This is a genomic window from Halomonas sp. DP3Y7-2, from assembly GCF_019800795.1.
Taxonomy (GTDB): domain Bacteria; phylum Pseudomonadota; class Gammaproteobacteria; order Pseudomonadales; family Halomonadaceae; genus Halomonas; species Halomonas litopenaei_A.
Map to the genome: position 1 here is coordinate 335,945 of NZ_JAHVKJ010000008.1, position 19,023 is coordinate 354,967.

The 19,023-nt window shown below is 63.2% G+C and carries 3 protein-coding genes; 1 reads left to right on the forward strand and 2 read right to left on the reverse strand.

Annotated elements, in window-relative coordinates:
* Positions 1-880: 880 nt before the first annotated feature.
* Positions 881-15,292, forward strand: a complete 14,412-nt coding sequence (locus tag KUV45_RS11350) for a carbohydrate-binding protein (RefSeq protein ID WP_222163104.1) — start codon at positions 881-883, stop codon at positions 15,290-15,292.
* A 326-nt stretch (positions 15,293-15,618) separates the two neighbouring features.
* On the opposite strand, the gene KUV45_RS11355 is transcribed toward KUV45_RS11350, so the two are convergent.
* Both KUV45_RS11355 and KUV45_RS11360 read right to left on the reverse strand, forming a co-directional pair.
* A complete protein-coding gene (locus KUV45_RS11355; RefSeq protein ID WP_224852027.1) occupies positions 15,619-17,040 on the reverse strand; it encodes an HlyD family type I secretion periplasmic adaptor subunit in 1,422 nt (473 codons plus the stop codon).
* Positions 17,037-18,806, reverse strand: coding sequence for a type I secretion system permease/ATPase (locus KUV45_RS11360; RefSeq protein WP_222163105.1), 1,770 nt, complete (start codon positions 18,804-18,806; stop codon positions 17,037-17,039). The genes KUV45_RS11355 and KUV45_RS11360 overlap by 4 nt, the downstream gene beginning before the upstream one ends.
* Positions 18,807-19,023 lie beyond the last annotated feature (217 nt).

Here is a 19,023-nt window from a genome sequence, read left to right on the forward strand (position 1 = left end):
TTGTCGTTATCCGTGGTTTTCTTTTTTTAGTGATGTGTGGCGCATCTTCGATCTATTGATGTTCTCTTGAGTGTTCTCCTGAAGACCCTCGGAAGTGTTCCGAGATATTGGTCCGTCCAGGTGATGTGATGATGGTGAAAAACAGCCATGAAACGGAAACGGGTCTCGATGGGATAGTAGCGAAAATATGGCCAACCACAATAGCGATGACAGCAATGAAACCAATGTTTTCTTCGGCTTTTGCAGAGAGGAAAGAATGCGATGGTATCCCTGAATAAAGGGTGTTGGAGAAAAGTGGAGCTTAGTCTGCTTTTTTACACGTTAAGTCTCATCGTTGGGTTGGTTACTGCTGGTGCTGTCAGTGCTATTTAACTGAGTTTTTTCAAATATGAAGTCTAGTGTTTTCAGTTTAGATAACTAAAAAAATCAATAATTACAATGATTTGAACGTTACACATCTTCCTTTATTGAAGGCTAAGTGGCGTTAGCGTTAGCGCTGTCAAAAAAATCTTGCTGTATGTCGATGGGGTTATAGAATCAGTGAAGGTGGGCTACATCTTATGAGTTTTGCTGTTTCGAGCATGGTGGCTAGTGGAGCATAGAGGCTAGTGGAGCTTGGCTAGTGGAGCTTGGCTAGTGGAGCATAGTTCCGAGTGACAGCTTTTCTACATGGGGTGGGTTCCAAGGGTGTGGTCAGTAAGGGTAAGGCCGGAAGAGCACCAGAAAGAGGAAAGGATGTTCTCGCGAATCGCGGAAACATTCGTTACCTCAGTAATGCAAGGGTAGTCGTAAATAAGACCAAGCTTTGGCAGTGGATGCCGACAATAAAATGTGGTTCGTCAAGGACTGATCATCCGATATCATCGTCAGGGGACAGCTCATGTTTTCCATGTCATTTGTTGGTCGCGGTCGCAAGTCCTTTCAAAAACGCCTGGAAGACAAGGCGCATTTCCTAAATAAAGATTTCGAGTTGCATGACGTGGTGGTGGCGCCCCATCCCGGGCGCTGGCAAGAGGCTGTCGCGGCCGTGCGCATGACATGGGAAGACGCGTCAGGAGCGAGAAGCGTCTTCGAGAAATTCGAAAGACCCTTCGTGTTCGAGCAGTTGCCGACGCCCCCCATTGGCAAGCTGGGAATGATGATCGAGGCGCTCGACGCCAGAGGAGCGCTGCTCCCCGGTGTTGCCGCCCTGCGTGAAGTGCTGGTGCAGGACGCCGAGGCCGATACCGATGATGGAGCAGAGCAAGGCTCCACGGATCCTGTGGCAAGCCACCCTGAGCCAATCGATCCAGCCGTGGGCAACGACCCGGGATCGTCAGCGCAGGATGTCGACGGCCCGCAGGCGGGCGCCAGCGATGGTGACGGGGGAAGCGACGACGCTGACATGGACAGCGCGTCAGGGGTGGCGGGCTCTGCCGCAGCGTCCTCAGGACCTGCTTCAGGTGCCTCTCAAGACACCTCTCCAGATACTTCTCCAGACACTTCTCCAGATAATTCTCCAGGTGCTTCTCAAGACAGCCTTCCAGACAACTCGGCAGCTCCCTCGTCAGACCCCCTGCCTGCAGCGGCTGCGGCCCCGGCAATAGTGGCCCTGGCGGCCCCCGTGGGCTTTTCGCTACGCATCCAGGCCGAAGACGATGATGCCAGCGACGGCGCATCGGCCAGTATCACCGGAGATACTGGCATCGCAGTGGTCAGTGATCCGGCCAACCCGGATGCGGCGGACGCCGAGGGCAATGCCTACGTGGACTATGGCGATGGAGTGGCCGGTGGCGAGAGCCTTACCTTTACCTTCGACGTGCCCGAGGCCGGTGAATACGACCTGGTGCTGCGCTACGCCATGGGCGCCGGCAATCGCCCGCTGCGCCTGGACGTCAACGGTGAGCTGTTCGACCGCATGTTCGACCTGACCTCCACCGGCGATGACTTCACCAACTTCGAGCTGACCCAGCCGGTACGACTGACCCTGGAGCAGGGCACCAACACGATTACCTTGACCTCCAACGGCGCCAGCGGACCGAACATCGACTATCTCGAGATCACCGCCCCGGACCCTGACCTTTACGTGGTTCAGGGCGAAGATATGCTGTTGTCGCCCACCGAGGACGTGAACAACAGCGGCACCAACCGGGTGGCCACCCTCGACACCATCGCTGACTTCACCAACGGCAACGAGACCTTCCGGGTTGGTGCCGAAGGAGAAGCCTACCTGGATTGGGCCTTTGGCAACGCCAACGCCACTGCCGACGTTACCCTGGACATCGCCACCGCTGGCACCTACGCCATCAGCATCACCTACGCCACCTCCAGCGCTCGCCCCCTGGACCTGATGCTGGTCGACGGCGGTAGCACCACCACCCTGGCCACCTTTGACTTTGCGCCGACGCTGGAGCCGGTCTACTACCCGGACGATACCGAAGCCGATATTGCCGCGGCCAACCGCCCAAGCCAGAGCGGCGGCAACCTGCAGAGCGAGTGGGAAGGCTGGACGGTCGAGACGGTGGAGGTCGAGCTGGCCGCCGGCAGCAACACCCTGCGCCTGGGCGGCTACACCAATGGTCCCAATATCGACAAGATGGAGCTGGTGCTGGTCAGCGCCGCGGTCACCGGGCCCGATATTGCGCCCCAGGTGGTCCAGGCGGAAGACGCCGAGCTTGGTGCCGCCAACGATGCGGGCACCCTGGTGCGTGATCCGGCCAATCCCGAGGACGGGACCGGCTTCCAGGGCCTGCGTCCCGACTACTCCGGGACCGGCTATGTGGACTTCGGCAGCGTACCGGGCGACAGCCTGACCTTTACCGTGAACGTGGCCGAGGCGGGTCAGTACGACCTCAACTTCCGCTACGCCAGCAACGGCGACCGGCCCATGGACATGGCGGTCAACGGCGGTATCGCCAGCGCCCTGGCCTTCGTCACTACCGACCCCAATGCCACCAATGAAGCGCCGGAAGGCTTTGACGTGTGGTCCTATCAGACCCAGACGGTGGCATTGCAGGCGGGCGACAACACCATCACCCTGGCGATTCCCAGCGGCGCCGGCAGCGGCCCCAATATCGACCGGCTTGAGCTGACCACGGCGGGCTCCGGCCCGGTGGGCGATGTGGAAGGGGACGAGGGCGATGACCTGGCCTTTACCACGCCTGACAGTGTGGTCAACGCCGCAACCGTCGACGCTGTGTCCTTTACCGTCGCGGGGCTTGATGACGATATCGTCTACGTGGGCTTGAGCTTTGATGACGGCGTGAATGTAGAGGAGGTCACTCCGGACGCCAGCGGTGCCTTCAGCCTGGACCTTTCCGGTCAGGCCGACGGTCCGCTGTCGGCCACCCTGATTGTCATGGACGCCTATGGCAACCGTGGGACTCGCGAGCTGGCCCTGACCCTGGATACCACCGCCGACGAAGGCGGCGATCTGGCACTGGCCGGCCCGGCAGACCCGGTGGCCCAGGCGGATAGTGCCGCCGTGACCTTTACCCTGGCTGGGCTGGATGCTGACGCCGACAGCGTCGAGGTCAGCCTGGATGGCGGCGCCACGCGCACCCCGGTCGGGGTCGATGGCGACAGCCTGCAGCTTGACCTGTCCGGTCTGGGCGGCGGCAGTCATCCCATTGTGCTGTACGTGACCGATCTCGCCGGCAATGAAGCCACTACCTCGACCCAGGTGACCCTGGAAGACGACAGCGATGCTCCGCTGACGCTGGACTTTGCCGCGGGGCCGATCACGTCCTACGGCGGCAATCAGGACAACCCCAGCCAAGGCACTGGCGCAGCGTCGGAAGATGCAGGGGCGACCCTGGCCTTGACCGACAACGTCTGGAAGCGGGTGGCCCTGGGTGAAAATTACCAGATTACCGCGGATACACGGCTGACCCTGGAACTGGATGCCTCGAGCTCCCCGGTATCGGAGATCATCGCCGTCGGTATCGACCCGGACGACAACCCCTTCGGTGGTGGCGGCAGCCTGTTCCAGCTGGGCGGCACCCAGACCCAGCAGGGCTTTATCGACCTGCGGGGACAAGGCACCGATGATGATGGCGATGGCGTCCTGACCTTTACCATCGACCTGTCGTCCCTGGCCGGCTCGACCATCGACTCCCTGGTGTTCGTCAATGACGATGACCTTGGCGCCAAGGGCAGTGCGCGTTTTTCCAATGTGACGCTTAGCGAAGCCACCAGCGTGGACACCAATCAGGCCCCGGTGGTGGTCGGCGGCGGCGTCGCTGACCTGGTGCTGGACGAGGGCGCAACGCTGGAGGTGGATCTGCCCTTCGAAGACGCCGATGGCGACGACCTGAACTATCGCTTCGAGGTGGCCGACAGCGACGGCGCGCCCGTCAGTGCCGCTGGCCTTGCCATCGATGGTAGCGTACTGGGTGGCAGCCTGGATGACCTGGTACCGGGAGTTTATACCGTTACATTGTTCGCCGACGACGGGGAGTTCGAGACCTCCGACAGCTTTGTGCTGACCATCGAGAACGTCAACGACGCGCCGGTGGCCGAGCCCGCCGCGCTGGAGCCATTCTTTGGCGAGGTAGGCGAAAGTTTCGTCCAGATTACCCTGGCGGATTACGCTGTGCTGTTCTCTGATCCCGACGGGGACGACCTGACGCTGAGCGTCGAGGACCTACCCCCGGGTCTTGAGCTGGTCAATGGCGTGATCCAGGGCACCCCGACCGAGGGTGGGGCCTTCAGCGTGACGCTGCGGGCCACCGATCCGGGCGGCCTGTCGGCCATCCAGGTGCTCGACTTCCAGATCGCCGGTACCGATATCGGCGATGTGGTGACCATCGAGGCGGAAGCCTTCAGTGACCTGGATGCCGCCAACCTGATCGTCACCGCCAATACCAGCGCCTCCAACGACCAGCTGATTCGCCTGACCAGCACCGCGCCTGCCGCCATCGGTACCGACCTGGCCGCGGCCGGGGTCGAGCCCGGCTGGTATCGGGTCACCCTGTACGTCTTCGATGAAACCGACGGGGAGGGCGAGCTGACGCTGTCCATCGATGGAACGGCGCTCGAGGCTCGCCATCTGTCGAGTGACAGCCTGACCTCCGACGTGGTGCTCAGTGACGACTTCGGCACCCTGGTGGGCAGTGGTGCCAGGGGCAACGCCGGCCAGAGTGGTAACCGCAAGGCGATCGTGTTCGAGACAGCGGTCGAGATCACCGCCGACTCGCAGCTGGGGCTTGAATTGCGTGGCCAGGGCGGCGAGCTGATGCGTATCGACTCGGTGGCGTTCGAGCGCATCGAAGAGCCGGTCAACAACGCGCCCACCATCACCGGGCTCGGCGCTAGCGTCAGCGTCGACGAGAACTCGAGCGCGGTCGCGACGCTCACCCTGGACGACCTGGATGGTGACACCCTGAGCGTGACCCTGGAAGGCGTCGACGCTCCGCTGTTCAGTTTCGATGCGGCCACCGGCGTACTCAGCTTCGTCAACCCGCCCGATGCGGAACTGGCGGTCGACGCCGATGAAGACGGCGTCTACGAAGTCACCGTGGTCGTCAGCGACGGGGAAGACAGCGTGTCCCAGGCGACCCTGATCACGGTCAACGACCTCAACGAAAGCCTGTCCATCGCACAGACGGCGCTCGACGTGGACGAGAACCTGATCGAGATCGGCGCCATCGCGGTACTCGATGAAGACGGTCAGCCTGCCGCGCTGAGCGCACCGGTGTTCGCCATCACCGGTGGCATCGACGCACCGCTGTTTACCATCGACCCCGATACCGGGGTGCTCAGCTTCACTTCGGCCCGTGACTTCGAGCTGGCCGTGGACGCCAACGAGGACAACGTCTACGAAGTCGAGGTCAGCGTCACCGACGATGGCCTGACGACCAGCGAACTGGTGTCGGTGAGCGTCAATGATGTGGACGAAGCGCCTTTCTCGCCGCTATCGCTGCAGGCCGAGGATGGTGCGGTAGAAAGCTTCGACGTGGATGCCAACGACGCTGATACCCAGATTCGCGATCCCAGTAACCCGGAGCCCAACCAGCCCACCGGTCTGCGCCCCGGATTCTCCGGCAGCGGCTACCTGGACTTTGGCGACACCCCCGGAGACAACATCAGCTGGCAGGTCGATGTGGCCCAGGCCGGGCAATATGACATCAACGTGCGCTACGCCACCAATACCGATCGCCCGCTGGATCTGGTGATCAACGGTGGTGATCCGCTGGTGCTTGCCATGGCCAGCACCGACCCGGATGGTACGGGCCCGGAAGAGGGCTTCGACCACTGGGCCTTCGAGACCATCACGGTGACTCTGGAGGCGGGCAGCAACACCATTGCGCTGGCGATCCCGGCAGGTGCCAACACCGGCCCCAACATTGACCGCATCGAGGTTACCGAGGGCGGAAGTGGGCCCATCGTGATCGATGACAGCGCCGATGAAGACGGCGATCTGGCCCTCGTGGCAGCCGACGACAGCCTGGACGATAGCCAGCTGGCGACGGCGGTGTTCAATGTGTCGGGTGTCGATGACGACGTCACCACCGTCGAGGTGTCTTACGACGGCGGCGCCACTCGCATCGAGGTGACGCCGGATGCCTCGGGCAACGTTACCCTGGACCTCAGCGGTCTGCTTGATGATCAGAGTGGCGATCTCACGGTGACGCTGATCGTCACCGATGCAACAGGTAACGAAGCCAGCGTCGATGAGGTCGTCAGCTACGATGATGGCGCTGTGGTGGTGGCGCCGATCACCCTGCAGGCAGAGGACGCCGACATCGTCGACGTCGGTGGCACCGCCCAGGGTGAAGTCACCCGGGTGGTCGACTCGGCCAACCCTGACGACTTTGGCAACTACCGCCCCGGCGCGGTGGGCGAGGCCTATCTCGACTTTGGTACCAACCCCGGTGACCAGGTCACCTTCAACGTCAACGCGGTGGAGGCGGGCAGCTATACCGCCACCATTCGTTTCGCCAACGGTGGTGACGCCCCACGGCCACTGGATCTGACCGTCAATGGCAGTGGCCAGGGCCAGCTCGGCTTCCCCAATGCCACCGGTGTCACCGAGCCCTGGGAAGAGTGGCAGACCCTCGAGGTCACGGTGGAGCTGGTGGAGGGCGCCAACACCTTCACCCTGACCATTCCCGCCGGTGCGGTGAACGGCCCGAATATCGACCAGGTGGTATTCGACTTCAACGACGGCGTGACCCAGCCACCGTTCAGCTTCAGCATCGAAGGTGAGGCGCTGGATATCGTCGACGCCGATAGCGATACCCAGGTGCGCGACCCGAGCAACCCCGAGACCAACGCCGCGGCAGGCGCGGACGGACTGTGGGATGGCTTCAGCGGTGCCGGATATCTGGACATGGGCGGCGACGTGGGCGACGCCGCGGAATTTCAGGTCAGCGTGGACCAGGCCGGGACCTACACCCTGGAGGTGCGCTACGCCAACGGTGCGGGCAATGGCGCCGACCGTCCGATGACTGTACTGGTGGACGGGGCGAGCCAGGGCAGCCTGGCCTTCGCTTCCACCGGCGGCGACCCGGTGGGCTGGGAGAACTGGACCACCACTACCATCGAGGTGGAGCTTGCGGCCGGCGATAACACCATTCGCCTGGCCAACGAAGGCACCGCGGGCCCCAACATTGACCTGGTCACCGTCAGCCGTGACGGCGTAGCGCCGCCGCGCCCGGTGGAGCCAGGCGACCGCTTCTCGGTGAAGATCAACTTCCAGCCCGAAGGCACCGCGGTGCCCGATGGTTACATCGCCGACAACGGCAAGGCCTTTGGCACCCAGTCGGTGACGGTGGATGGCCAGGTGCACCAGTATGGCTGGGTCACCGAAGAGTCGATCTACGATAGTGACCCAGGCACCGAGCCGCTGGATATCAGCTCGCTGACCAGCGTGGCGGTGAATGACCGCACCGACGATATCGCCGGACTCGACCCGCGCCAGGGCACCTACGCGCACTTTGACCAGCCCGGCAACTATGTGCGCGCCGGCTGGGAGATCGAGCTCGACGATGGCTACTACGAGGTCACCATCTCCATCGGCGATACCAGCGGGCCTTATGACAGCAACAATGTGCTCAACGCCGAAGGACAGCTGTTCAACGACCCCTTCACCCCGTTCCGCCCGGACGACTTCCCGGCGGACGGCAATCCCGCCGATGACACCGAGGGCGTGCGCTCCGACCTGGTGACCCGCATCGTTCAGGTCACCGACGGTCGCCTGACCCTGGACTCCATGGGACTCGATAACGAGAACACCGAGATCCAGTACATCGAGATCCAGGCGTTGCCGGATCTGACGCCAGGAGATGGACGCGAGGCGGTCGAGGACTACGCCTTCTTCACCGACGCCCGAGCCATCGCCGGGGTGGGGCAGAACGAAGTGGAGGTGGATCTCGACCCGGACGATGGGAGCATTCCCACCGGCGTTGATCCGACCTCTGATATCTTCGTCGGCATCTCGGTGGTGGACGGCCGCGGCGGGGCATTGCTGGAAAGCCTGGCCGATGGCTCCATCCGCCTGTTCGAAACCGTGACCGGCCAGGAGGTCACGTTCAATGCCAATACCACCGGTGGTTTCGACTCCCTGACCATCTCGCCGAGCCAGTCGCTCAAGCCTTTCACCAGCTACACCCTGGTGATCGATGGCTTCCAGGATCGCGGCCCCAACGATGATGCCAGCGCGCCGACCCGGGAGTTCCAGAAGTACACCAACACCTTCGTCACCGGCCCTGAGCCGGAGATCGTGGCCCGTGATGTGGCCTTCAATGATGTGGTCGAGCTCAACGGCGCTGCCGATGGGGCCTTCGGCTTCACCTCGCTGGAGATGAGCCCCGACGGCGCCTTCATGTACATCGCCACCATCAGTGGCCAGTTGCTGCGCTACGACGTGGACCCCATCGATGGTTCACTGTCCAACCGGCTGGAGCTGAGCCTGCCCAACGACTACTTCGATCAACCGGGAGAAACCCAGCAGCGGGGCATCATTGGCCTGGTGGTCGATCCCACCGACCCCAACGTGCTGTGGATCACCGATAACTACCCGATCCCGCTGTCCGGACGTGACAACGGGGTGCCGGACTTCAGTGGTCGCATCACCAAGATCACCCTGGACGATGGACCCGGCTTCTCCGGCACCGCCGAGGCCTACATCACTGGCCTTCCGCGCTCCAACGGTGACCACGTCACCAACAGCCTGGAGTTCCGGGTGAACCCGGACTACGACGCGGACTCCAACCCGGATGTGCCGACCCACTTGCTGTACCTGATCCAGGGCTCCAACTCGGCCATGGGGGAACCTGACAGCGCCTGGGGCAACCGCCCGGAGCGGCTGTTGAATGCGGCGGTGATGGAGATCGATCCGACCCGCGATGTGTCGAATGGCCCCTTCGATGTGACCACCGAGCCGCTGCCCGACAACGGGCTCAACCAGCGCTTCGATGATCCGGACGGCCATCCCAAGGACGACCCCATTCCCATGGGCAATGGCGAGTTCCTGGTGTTTGATGATCGCGGCGTCGCCACGGTGCAGGATGCCGACGGAAATGTGCTCGAGTCCTACTATGACCCCTATGCTCCCGATGCGGTGCTGACCATCTTCGCCACCGGGGCGCGTAACGCCTACGACCTGGTGTGGCACTCCAACGGCTACCTGTACGTGCCGACCAACGGCTCGGCCGCCGGCGGCAACGTGCCGGATGATCCGAATACGCCGGAGGACGAGCGCTACACCAACGTCGAGAAGCAGGATGACTACCTGTTCCGCATCGAGGAGGGCGGCTACTACGGCCATCCCAACCCGCTGCGTGACGAATACATCTTGAACGGCGGCAACCCCACCGGTGGCAATGATCCCAATCAGGTCGACAAGTACCCGACGGGCACCAACCCTGAGGGCACCTATGACATCGCCGGGGTCTATTCGCTGGGCGAGAACCGTTCGCCCAACGGTGCGGTGGAATACACCAGCGGTGTGTTCGGCGGCAACCTGCAGGGCAACGTGTTGTTCACCGAGTACTCCGGCGGTGACGACGTACGCTCCATCACCCTGGACGCCAACGGCAACGTCATCGGTGACGACGTGCTGCGTGACCCCGACGGCAACGTCATCACCTACGTCGATCCGCTGGATATCATCGAGAACCCGGCCACCGGTCAGCTGTATCTGCTGACCCTCAACCGAGGCAACGGCCAGAGCCAGATCATCCGCCTTGATCCGGTGCCGGGCGGCACCACCGATCCAGTCGATCCGGACCCGGACGACGACCTGATCACCGTCCTGACGATTCAGGCCGAGGACGTGACGCCGAACGATGGCACCTCGGTGACCATCGCCACCGGCGCCGATGCGGAGATCGAAATCCGCGATATCAACAATCCGGAGACCAACCAGAACCTGCCCAATGGCCTGCGTCCCGGCGCCTTTGGCCTGGATGGCAACACCGTGGATGACGATGGCGTGCCGGGGGGCTATGCCGACTTTGGCAGCACCAACGTCGACTTCATCACCTTCAGCTTCGAACTGGACCCCGGCCAGGCCGGTGAGTCGGTGCTGCGGGTGCGCTATGGCAATGGCTCGGACATCGATCGCCCGCTGGAGGTCTTCGTCAACAACGTGTCGGTGGGGGTGGTGTCCTTCCCGCCGAGCCAGGATTCCAGCATCACCGATCCTGACGCCCGCTGGTCCGACTGGCTGACGGTGGACATCACCGCGGACCTGGCCGCCGGCCTCAATACCGTGCGCTTCCAGGCGACCCAGGACACCGGACCCAACATCGACCAGCTGGAGATCCTGCGTGAGGAGGACACCACGCCGGGCTTCACCGTCTACGAGGCCGAAGACGCCGTGCTGGGCGGCGCCGTGTTCGTGCCGGAGAGTCAGGATGACCGCAACGCCTCCGGCGATGGCTTTGTCGACTTCGATGGCGGCGGCGATCAGACCATCACCTGGACGGTGGATGTCGCCGAAGACGGCAGCTACGAGATCGGTTTCCGCTATGCGCTTGCCGCCAGCAAGGCCGACCGACCGCTGGGACTGACCATTAATGGCACCGACCTGGGCCAGCTCAACTTCGTCGGCCAGAGCAATGACGCCGAGGACGACTGGTTCTTCCAGGAGGTGCTGGTCAATCTGCAGGCGGGCAGCAACACCATTACCCTGACCGCGCCGGGGGCCGTGGGGCCGAACATCGACCTGCTGCGGGTGCCGGACAATGGCGGCGATGTGTTCATCCCGGTCTACGCCGACGTGTCCGACGGCGCGCGGATCGAGCTTGAGGATGGCGCCAGCGCCCGCACCGTCAACGAACTGACCGCAGACTTCTACTTCACCGTAGACAGCGATGGCCTCTATCGTCTGGACCTGGCGGCCAACGCCGGTGGCGACAATGGCGGGTCGCTGGCGCTGACACTCAACGGTCAGGCCGTCGACAGTCTGGCCTATCCGGGGGTGGGCGATGCCGGCGAAGAGGGCGTCTATGTCGAGCTCGAGGCCGGCGTCGAGTACAACCTGCGGGCAGTGTCCGCCGTGGACGGCGCGGATGATCTGGACTACCTGGATGTCACGCCGCTGGCGGGTAATGCCAACGCCGACATCGAGGTGCAAAGTGGCGACGCGGCCTTCTATGCCAACCGGCTGCACTTCAGCTATCTGGAGAACAACGGTGCCTCCAACCCGGACCGCGAGTTCAAGGACAGCGCCACGGTCACCATCAGCAACAGTGGCAGTGAACCGCTCGATATCCTCGAGGCACAGATCGACGGGCCCTTCGTGCTGGCCGATCCGGGCGCGTTCGACGGCCTGACCCTGGCCCCCGGGCAGTCGCTGACGGTCACGGTACTGTTCGACCGCGACGCCTACACGCCTCCTGCCAATGACGCCGGTGACGGGGTGTTTGAAGGCCGCATTCGGCTGGTCACCAACGACGCCGACTCGCCGGTGGCCGAGATCGCCATGGCCGGCTTCTGGCAGGCCCGTGACGAGGGCGGCTGGGAACCCAACGTCAACGAGATCTGGGAGGTATTCGGCTTCGGCAACCGCATCGCTGGACTGACCACCGTGGGCGGTGGCGAGAATTCGGTGCTCAACGACTTCGACCTGTACCGTCCGGTGAACGACGACGAGGTGCTGTCGCGCTACTGGTCCCTGGCCGATGGCGTGGACCAGGCCAAGATCACCCAGCTGGCGGCCTTCCATGGCAACGGAGGGGCGACGCTGGGCATTCATGCGCCGGGCAACAAGGGCCAGGACATCATCTTCTCCAACCACCAGGGAGACAATAATCAGACCCTGCTGCCGCTGGTCAACAACGGCAACTTCGCCACCGCGACCTTCGGCAGAGGGACCATCCCCGATGGCTGGGCCGGCGATGAGGTGTTCGGTATCGAGGTGGCGGGACTGTCCACCGACCCGTCGCTCAACCCCTCCGGGGGCGGCACGCCGCCGGCGGATGCCGATGGCATCGAGCGGGGCTATACGGTGCGCATGTTCCGGGCCCTGGACGAAGATGGCAACGTGATTCCCAATACCTACCTGGGGATCATGGACTACACCGGCATCAACTATGACTACAACGACAACGTGTTCGTGATCGAAGGCGTCAAGCCGGTCTCCGGCGGCTCGCTCACGGTCACCAACAACGATGGCGTGCCGTCCAACGATCGCCTGGTGATGTCGCGTATCGAGAACCCCGTCAATGCGGCCCAGGAAGTGCATGACGAGGTCACCATCACGCTCTCCAATGACGGCTTCGATGCGCTGACCATCAACGCTGTGGCGGTCAGTGACCCCAGCCTGTTCGAGCTGACCCAGGCCTTCAGTGCCGTGGTACTGGAGCCCGGTGAGTCGGTGGAGGTCACGGTGCGCTTTATCGCCGATGACCCCAATGACGGTTCGCTGTACGAGGCCAGTCTGATCATCAGCTCGAGCGACGCCGATGAGGCCGAGAAGGTGATCGAGCTGGCCGGTATCAGCCAGAACCAGTCCGAGAGTGGCCAGGAGCCGACGGTGCAGGAGATCGTCAATGCCTTTGGCTACACCACCGACGTCGCCGAGGGGCAGATGAACCAGGGTGGCCTGGTGGAAGCCAACGGCGACGAGATCCTGGCGCCGTTCTTCCAGCGCGCCGACGGGGCCTCGCCGATCACCATCACCCAGCTCGCGGCCTACCATGGCCAGGGCGACATCGCCCGACTGTTCATCCATGACGTGGACAGCCGCGACATCAGCGAGATCATCGCCCACGACGAGGCCGACGGTCAGACCCTGCTGCCGCGCACCCTCAATAATGGCGACAATCTGGCGGTGGCGACCCTGGATCGGGATGATCCGTTCGGCTTCTATGCCGAGATCTCCGATCGTCCTGGGTACATCTCCTGGTCGGATCCCGACGCCAACCTGTACGAGGACACCATCGATGCCATCGGCATTCCCGGCGCCAACCTCAACTGGGACGAGAACGACGGCCACCTGATCCGGGTGTACGTGGCCAAGGACGCCGACGGCAACGTGATTCCGGACACGTACATCGTGATCCAGGACTACGCGGGGGTGAACTACGACTACAACGACAACATCTTCCTGGTGCAGAACGTCACGCCGTACGATCCGACCGGCGTCGAGGACGCCGACGGTAACGGCCGGGTGGATCTGTACGATGATGATGACGGTGACGGGACGCCGAACTTCCTTGATGATCCGACGCCGGTCGCGCAGACCGCCTTCAATGACACCCAGACCGCCTGGACGGTGGGCGCCGATGGCCTGGATCTGGAAGCGCGCTTCTACGACAACGGCGGCCAGGGGGTGGCCTACAACGACTCGGACACCACCCATAGCGGCAATGCCTTCCGCTCTGACGAGGCGGTGGACATCTCGACCCCGTCGCTGGCCATCGGCTTTGTCGCCGACGGCGAGTGGGTGGAATACACCCTGAACGTGGAGACCGCGGGCACCTATGTGCTCAACTTCTCGACCTCGGCGGTGGCCGGTGGCAAGACCATCACCGCGGCGTTCGAGCAGGATGGCGCCTTCTACACGGGAAATCAGTCGGTGGCACTGCCCAACACCGGCAGCTTCACCACCTTCACCGACGTCGGGCCCTTGAGCTTTGACCTGGAAGAGGGTGAACAAGTCCTGCGCCTGACCTTCAACGGCGGTCAGCTCGACCTGGCTTCCTTCAGCCTGGATCTGGTGGAGCCGGTGGACGATGGCCAGTCGGCGTTTACCGATGATGGTACGCCCTGGCAGGTGGGGGCGGACTTCAACCTGGAGGCGGTCAACTACGACGAAGGCGGTCAGGGAGTCGCCTACAACGACTCAAGTCAGGCACAGCTGGGTACCAATCCCCGTGGCGATGGGGTGGACCTGGCGGGTGGTGGCAGCGTCATCGGCTGGATCGAGAACGGCGAGTGGGTCGAGTACACCCTGAACGTGGAGCAGGCAGGCACCTATGATCTCGCCTTCCTGGCTTCCCTCGGCACCACCGCCGGCGGCCAACGCAGCATCACCGCCAGCTTCACCAAGGGCGATGGTACGCCTTACGCGACGGCAGGAGCGGTAGAGGTGGATCCCACCGGAAGCTGGACCAACTTTGTCGAGACCGCGTCGACCCAGGTCACGCTGGAGGCCGGCGAGCAGGTGCTGCGCCTGACCTTCAACGGCGGGTCCATGGACCTGCAGGGCTTCTCACTGTCCAAGGACGGCCAACAGGCCTTCAATGCAGGAGGTAACGCCTGGCTGGTGGACGCTGACGATGGCCTGTCCCTTGACGCCGTGCTGTTCGACGAGGGTGAGCAGGGTGAAGCCTACAACGAGCTGAGCCCGCAGCAGTTCGGCAGCAACTTCCGCGATACGCCGGTGGATATCGTGGGGCAGGGCGACGCGGTGGGCTGGATCGATAACGGCGAGTGGCTTGAGTACACCATCAACGTGGAGCAAGCGGGCAGCCACACCCTGTCCTTCGTGACCTCGGGCCCCAATGGCGGGCGCAGCATCACCGCTTCGCTGGAACAGGACGGTAGCGTTTACGAGCAGGGTAGCGTGGCCACGCCGGTGACCAGTGACTGGGGCGTCTACGTCGATACGGCGGCGATGACCCTGGACCTGGAGGCAGGCGTGCAGGTGCTCAGACTGACCTTCAACGGCGGTTCCCAGGATCTGGCCTCGTTCCAGCTCACCCGGGATCCCGACGTGGCGGCGGCCAGCCTGGCTACCAGCAGCCTGTTGCTGGCAGCGGACGACCCTGTTGTCGATGCCTCCAGCGACGATGTGGATGACCTGCCGATGAGTGACGACGTGGGCGTGCAGGGCGTACAGGATGATGCCGGCCTGTAAGCCAGAGACGACCGGTGACGCCCGCGGTGGGTGAGGCGGGCGTCACCGAATGACGTAAAACGACCAGATGCATGGTCTAAGGGAGGTACCCCTCAGGGAAACGCAGCATCCTCCCTCAGGGCGGTGTCATCGGCGGAGGCTATCAGGGAGGCTTCTGTCGGACATGTCATGGTGTCCCGTGCCGGCAGGGAGCTGGCCCTGCGCGGATCGTCCCCCTGAACCTTGATCCGCGCAGTTTTTTTTGCCTTTCTCATGGTGGTTGGGTGGCGGTGCTATTGCTTGCGCAGGCTTCATTCCTTGCGCAGGTGTCATTCCTTGCGCAGGCTTCATTCCTCGCGCATGGCCCTGGCCAGCATGTCATTAAGCGGCTTCAGCATGTAGCTGGCAAAGCTGCGCTCACCGGTACGAATCATGACCTCTGCGGGCATGCCCGCGACGAGTGTCATGCCCTCAGGCAATACGCTAGTGATCGGGTCTGTCACCTGTACGACGACCTTGTAGTAGCGCTGCCGACTCGTTTCATCGTCAAAGCTGTTGGCGCTGACATGGCCGATGGTGCCCGCGACCACCTTGGTCAAACGCTGATTGAAGGCACTGAAGCGGATATCGGCGTGCTGACCGACATGCAGATGATCCACGTCCTGGCTGGGGACCCGTGCTTCGACCACGAAGCGGTCGTTGGACGGAACCAGCTCCAGCAAGATATCGCCACCGCGAACCACCGCGCCGATCGTGTGCACGTCGAGTCCGACCACCGTGCCGGACACCGGCGCCACAATGTGCGTGCGCGTCAGCCGATGATTGAGCGCGACCAGACGCTCTTCGGCGTCGGCCACCTCGGCCTGAACCCGCCGCAGGTCCTCGCCCACCTGTTGCTGAAATTCCTGTCCCCGCACCTGCTTGTTCAGTACCAGCTCGCTGATCTGAGCCTGCAGCCTGGCAATGTCCGCTGCATGCCTGGCGTTGTCGCTCTGGTACTCAAGGCTTTCGCGCTCCAGCTCGCGCAGCCGCTGACTGCTGATCAGGCCGTCGTCAAACAGGCGGCGATGGCTGGCGATGTCCCGCTCCAGAGAGTCGATGCGCAGGTCGGTAATCCCCCGGGTACGCGCGAGCCCCTGGATCTGCTCCTCCAGTTGGATCACCTGTTGATCCAGGGCAGCCAGGGTGTCCGCAAGGGCCTGGCGACGTACCTCAAAGAGGTGTTGCTGCACCGCCAGCACCTCACGCACGCGCTGTAGCCGGGCGGCCGTCAATTCATCGGGAAAGGTCAGCATGGCGGCATTTGTCTGCTCCGCCAGCAGGCGAATCTCACTGGCACGCGCGATCAGGTAATCACTGTCGGCAATGCGGCGTTCTGCCCGTGCCAGGGTGTCATCGAGGCGGAGCAACAGATCACCATGCTGCACCTGATCCCCATCCCTCACGAGAATGTCGGCGACGATGCCCCCCTCCAGATGCTGAACACGCTTGGTGAAGCTTTCTACCGATACCGCTCCGGGCGCGACCACGGCCACCGCCAGCTGAGCCGTGGTTGCCCACAGCACAAAGCCACCCAGGGCGATCATCAGCAGCGCAAAGCCCATGCGGCGATAGACATACAGCGCTGTCGGCGGCCCGTCTTGCGATAGGGCTGGCGATAGGGCTGGTGAAAGGGCTGGCGATGGGACCACGGGAGAGCCGCCGGCGTCTAAAGAGGCCGGGGTCTTAGCGGACGCCTCGGTGGATGAGCCAGGCGAAGGCAAGGTCATGACGGGCCTCCTGCCGATGCCGATCGGTGTGGTGTTACCCGTTTGATCACCTTGCCGGGCAAGGTCTTGGCCCCGACCGGGCCACCGTCGGCGCTGCGGCGGGCGTGCAGCGCGGCCGCCTGACCGTCGCGAAGCGTCAGGATACGGTCTACCCGATCCAGCAGGCACTGACGGTGGGTGATCACCAGAGTGGTCGTCCCCTGGCGGCGCAGCCCATCGAGTGCCTGCGCCAAGGCGCGTTCGCCAGCGTCGTCGAGACTGGCGTCAGGTTCATCCAGCACGACCAGGCAGGGATGGCCGTAAAGCGCCCGCGCCAGTCCGATACGCTGACGCTGACCGGCAGAAAGGCCTAGGCCCTGTGGGCCGATGAGGGTGTCGTAGCCGTCATCGAGGGACAGAATGAGCTCGTGCACGCCGGCCAGGATCGCGGCCTTGACCACGGCCTCGGCGTCGACGGCGGCAAACCGCGCGATGTTATCGGCAATGGTCCCCGCCAGCAGCTCGACGTCCTGGGGCAGATAGCCCAGGTGAGGCCCCAGGGCGTGACGCAGCCAGCCGAGAATGTCGGCGCCGTCGAGACGCACGCAGCCATCCAGGCTGGGCCAGATGCCCAGCACGACCCGCGCCAGGGTCGATTTGCCTGAACCGCTGGGACCCACCACGGCTAGCTGTTCCCCGGGCGAGAGCGTGAGGCTGATGACCTTCAAGCTGATGTTCTGGGATCCCGGTGGACCGGCGCTGACGTTATCCAGGGTCAGCGAGCCTCGGGGACAGGGCAACGCCATGGCCTCACCTGCCGTTGCCGCGCCAAGCAACAGATTCAGGCGCTCTGATGCATTGCGCGCTGCGATGAAGGACTTCCAGCCGTTGATCAGCTGATCCAGTGGCGCCAGCGCGCGGCCGAGCAGAATCGAGCCGGCGATCATCATCCCTGGGGTCAACTCTGCGACCAAGACCAGCCAGGCGCCGAGCCCTAGGATCAAGGACTGGGACAGCAGCCTCAGCGCTTTCGACAGATGGGTCAGGGTGCCTGCGCGGTCGCTGGCCAGGGACTGCAGGGTGAGGCCTTCCCGATGTATCGCCTGCCAGCGATGCTGGATGCTTTCGACCATGCCAAGGGCATGCAGCACCTCGCTGTTGCGCAGGTTGGCCGCGGTGGTATCTCGATTGGACACCTGTCTGGCCCCGGCCTGCTTGAGCACTTCCCGGGTCCTGGCCTCGTTCAGCACCGCCAGGGCCAGTAGCAGCGCTCCGGCACACAGGGCGAACAGCCCGTAGTACGGATGAAACAGCGTCAGGATACCTAGATAGACGGGTATCCAGGGGGTGTCGAGGAACGCCGGGACCGCTGGGCTCGAAAAGAACTGACGTAGCGTGGCAAGGTCATCCAGGCCCTGGATGGAGGCAGCTCTGGGATTGGTAAGTGCCTGCCGATAAAGCGATTGATGAAGCCGCTGCTGGAGCTGTTCATCGAAACGATTGCCCAGCCTCACCAGCAGGCGTGAGCGCACCCAGTCCAGGCCGGCCATGATCCCGAACAGAAAGATCACGACAAGCGTCAGCATGATCAAGGTATCGACGCTGCGACTGGCGAGCACCCGGTCATAGACCTGCATCATGTAAAAAGAGGGGACCAGCATCAGCAAATTGATGGCGATGCTGAAGATGGCCACATCCACGAGCCCCCTGCGACAGCCGCGCAGCGCTGCGCTAACGGCAGATGCCTCGCGGGATAGAGCATTGGCCTGGGACGGGGGGAAGCGCATGGCGATGAGCTCTTGGCAGCGTGAATGGGGCACCTGCGAAAAGCCTGGTGGCTCTCGATGGTAGGGCCTGGTTCGTCGGTCTGACTCGTCGTTCTGGTTCGTTCTGGTTCGGCAGGTTGATTCAGTCCGTTCGCTCGGCAGAGCTTTAGTCGAACGACAACGGAGCTCTGGCAGAGCGACAGTAGAGCCCCTGCAGCATGACAACAAAGCTTTCGCA

Coding starts and splice junctions, on each gene's coding strand:
- KUV45_RS11350 (WP_222163104.1), top strand. CDS start 881: ATGTTTTCCATGTCATTTGTTGGTCGCGGTCGCAAGTCCTTTCAAAAA.
- KUV45_RS11355 (WP_224852027.1), bottom strand. CDS start 17,040: ATGACCTTGCCTTCGCCTGGCTCATCCACCGAGGCGTCCGCTAAGACC.
- KUV45_RS11360 (WP_222163105.1), bottom strand. CDS start 18,806: ATGCGCTTCCCCCCGTCCCAGGCCAATGCTCTATCCCGCGAGGCATCT.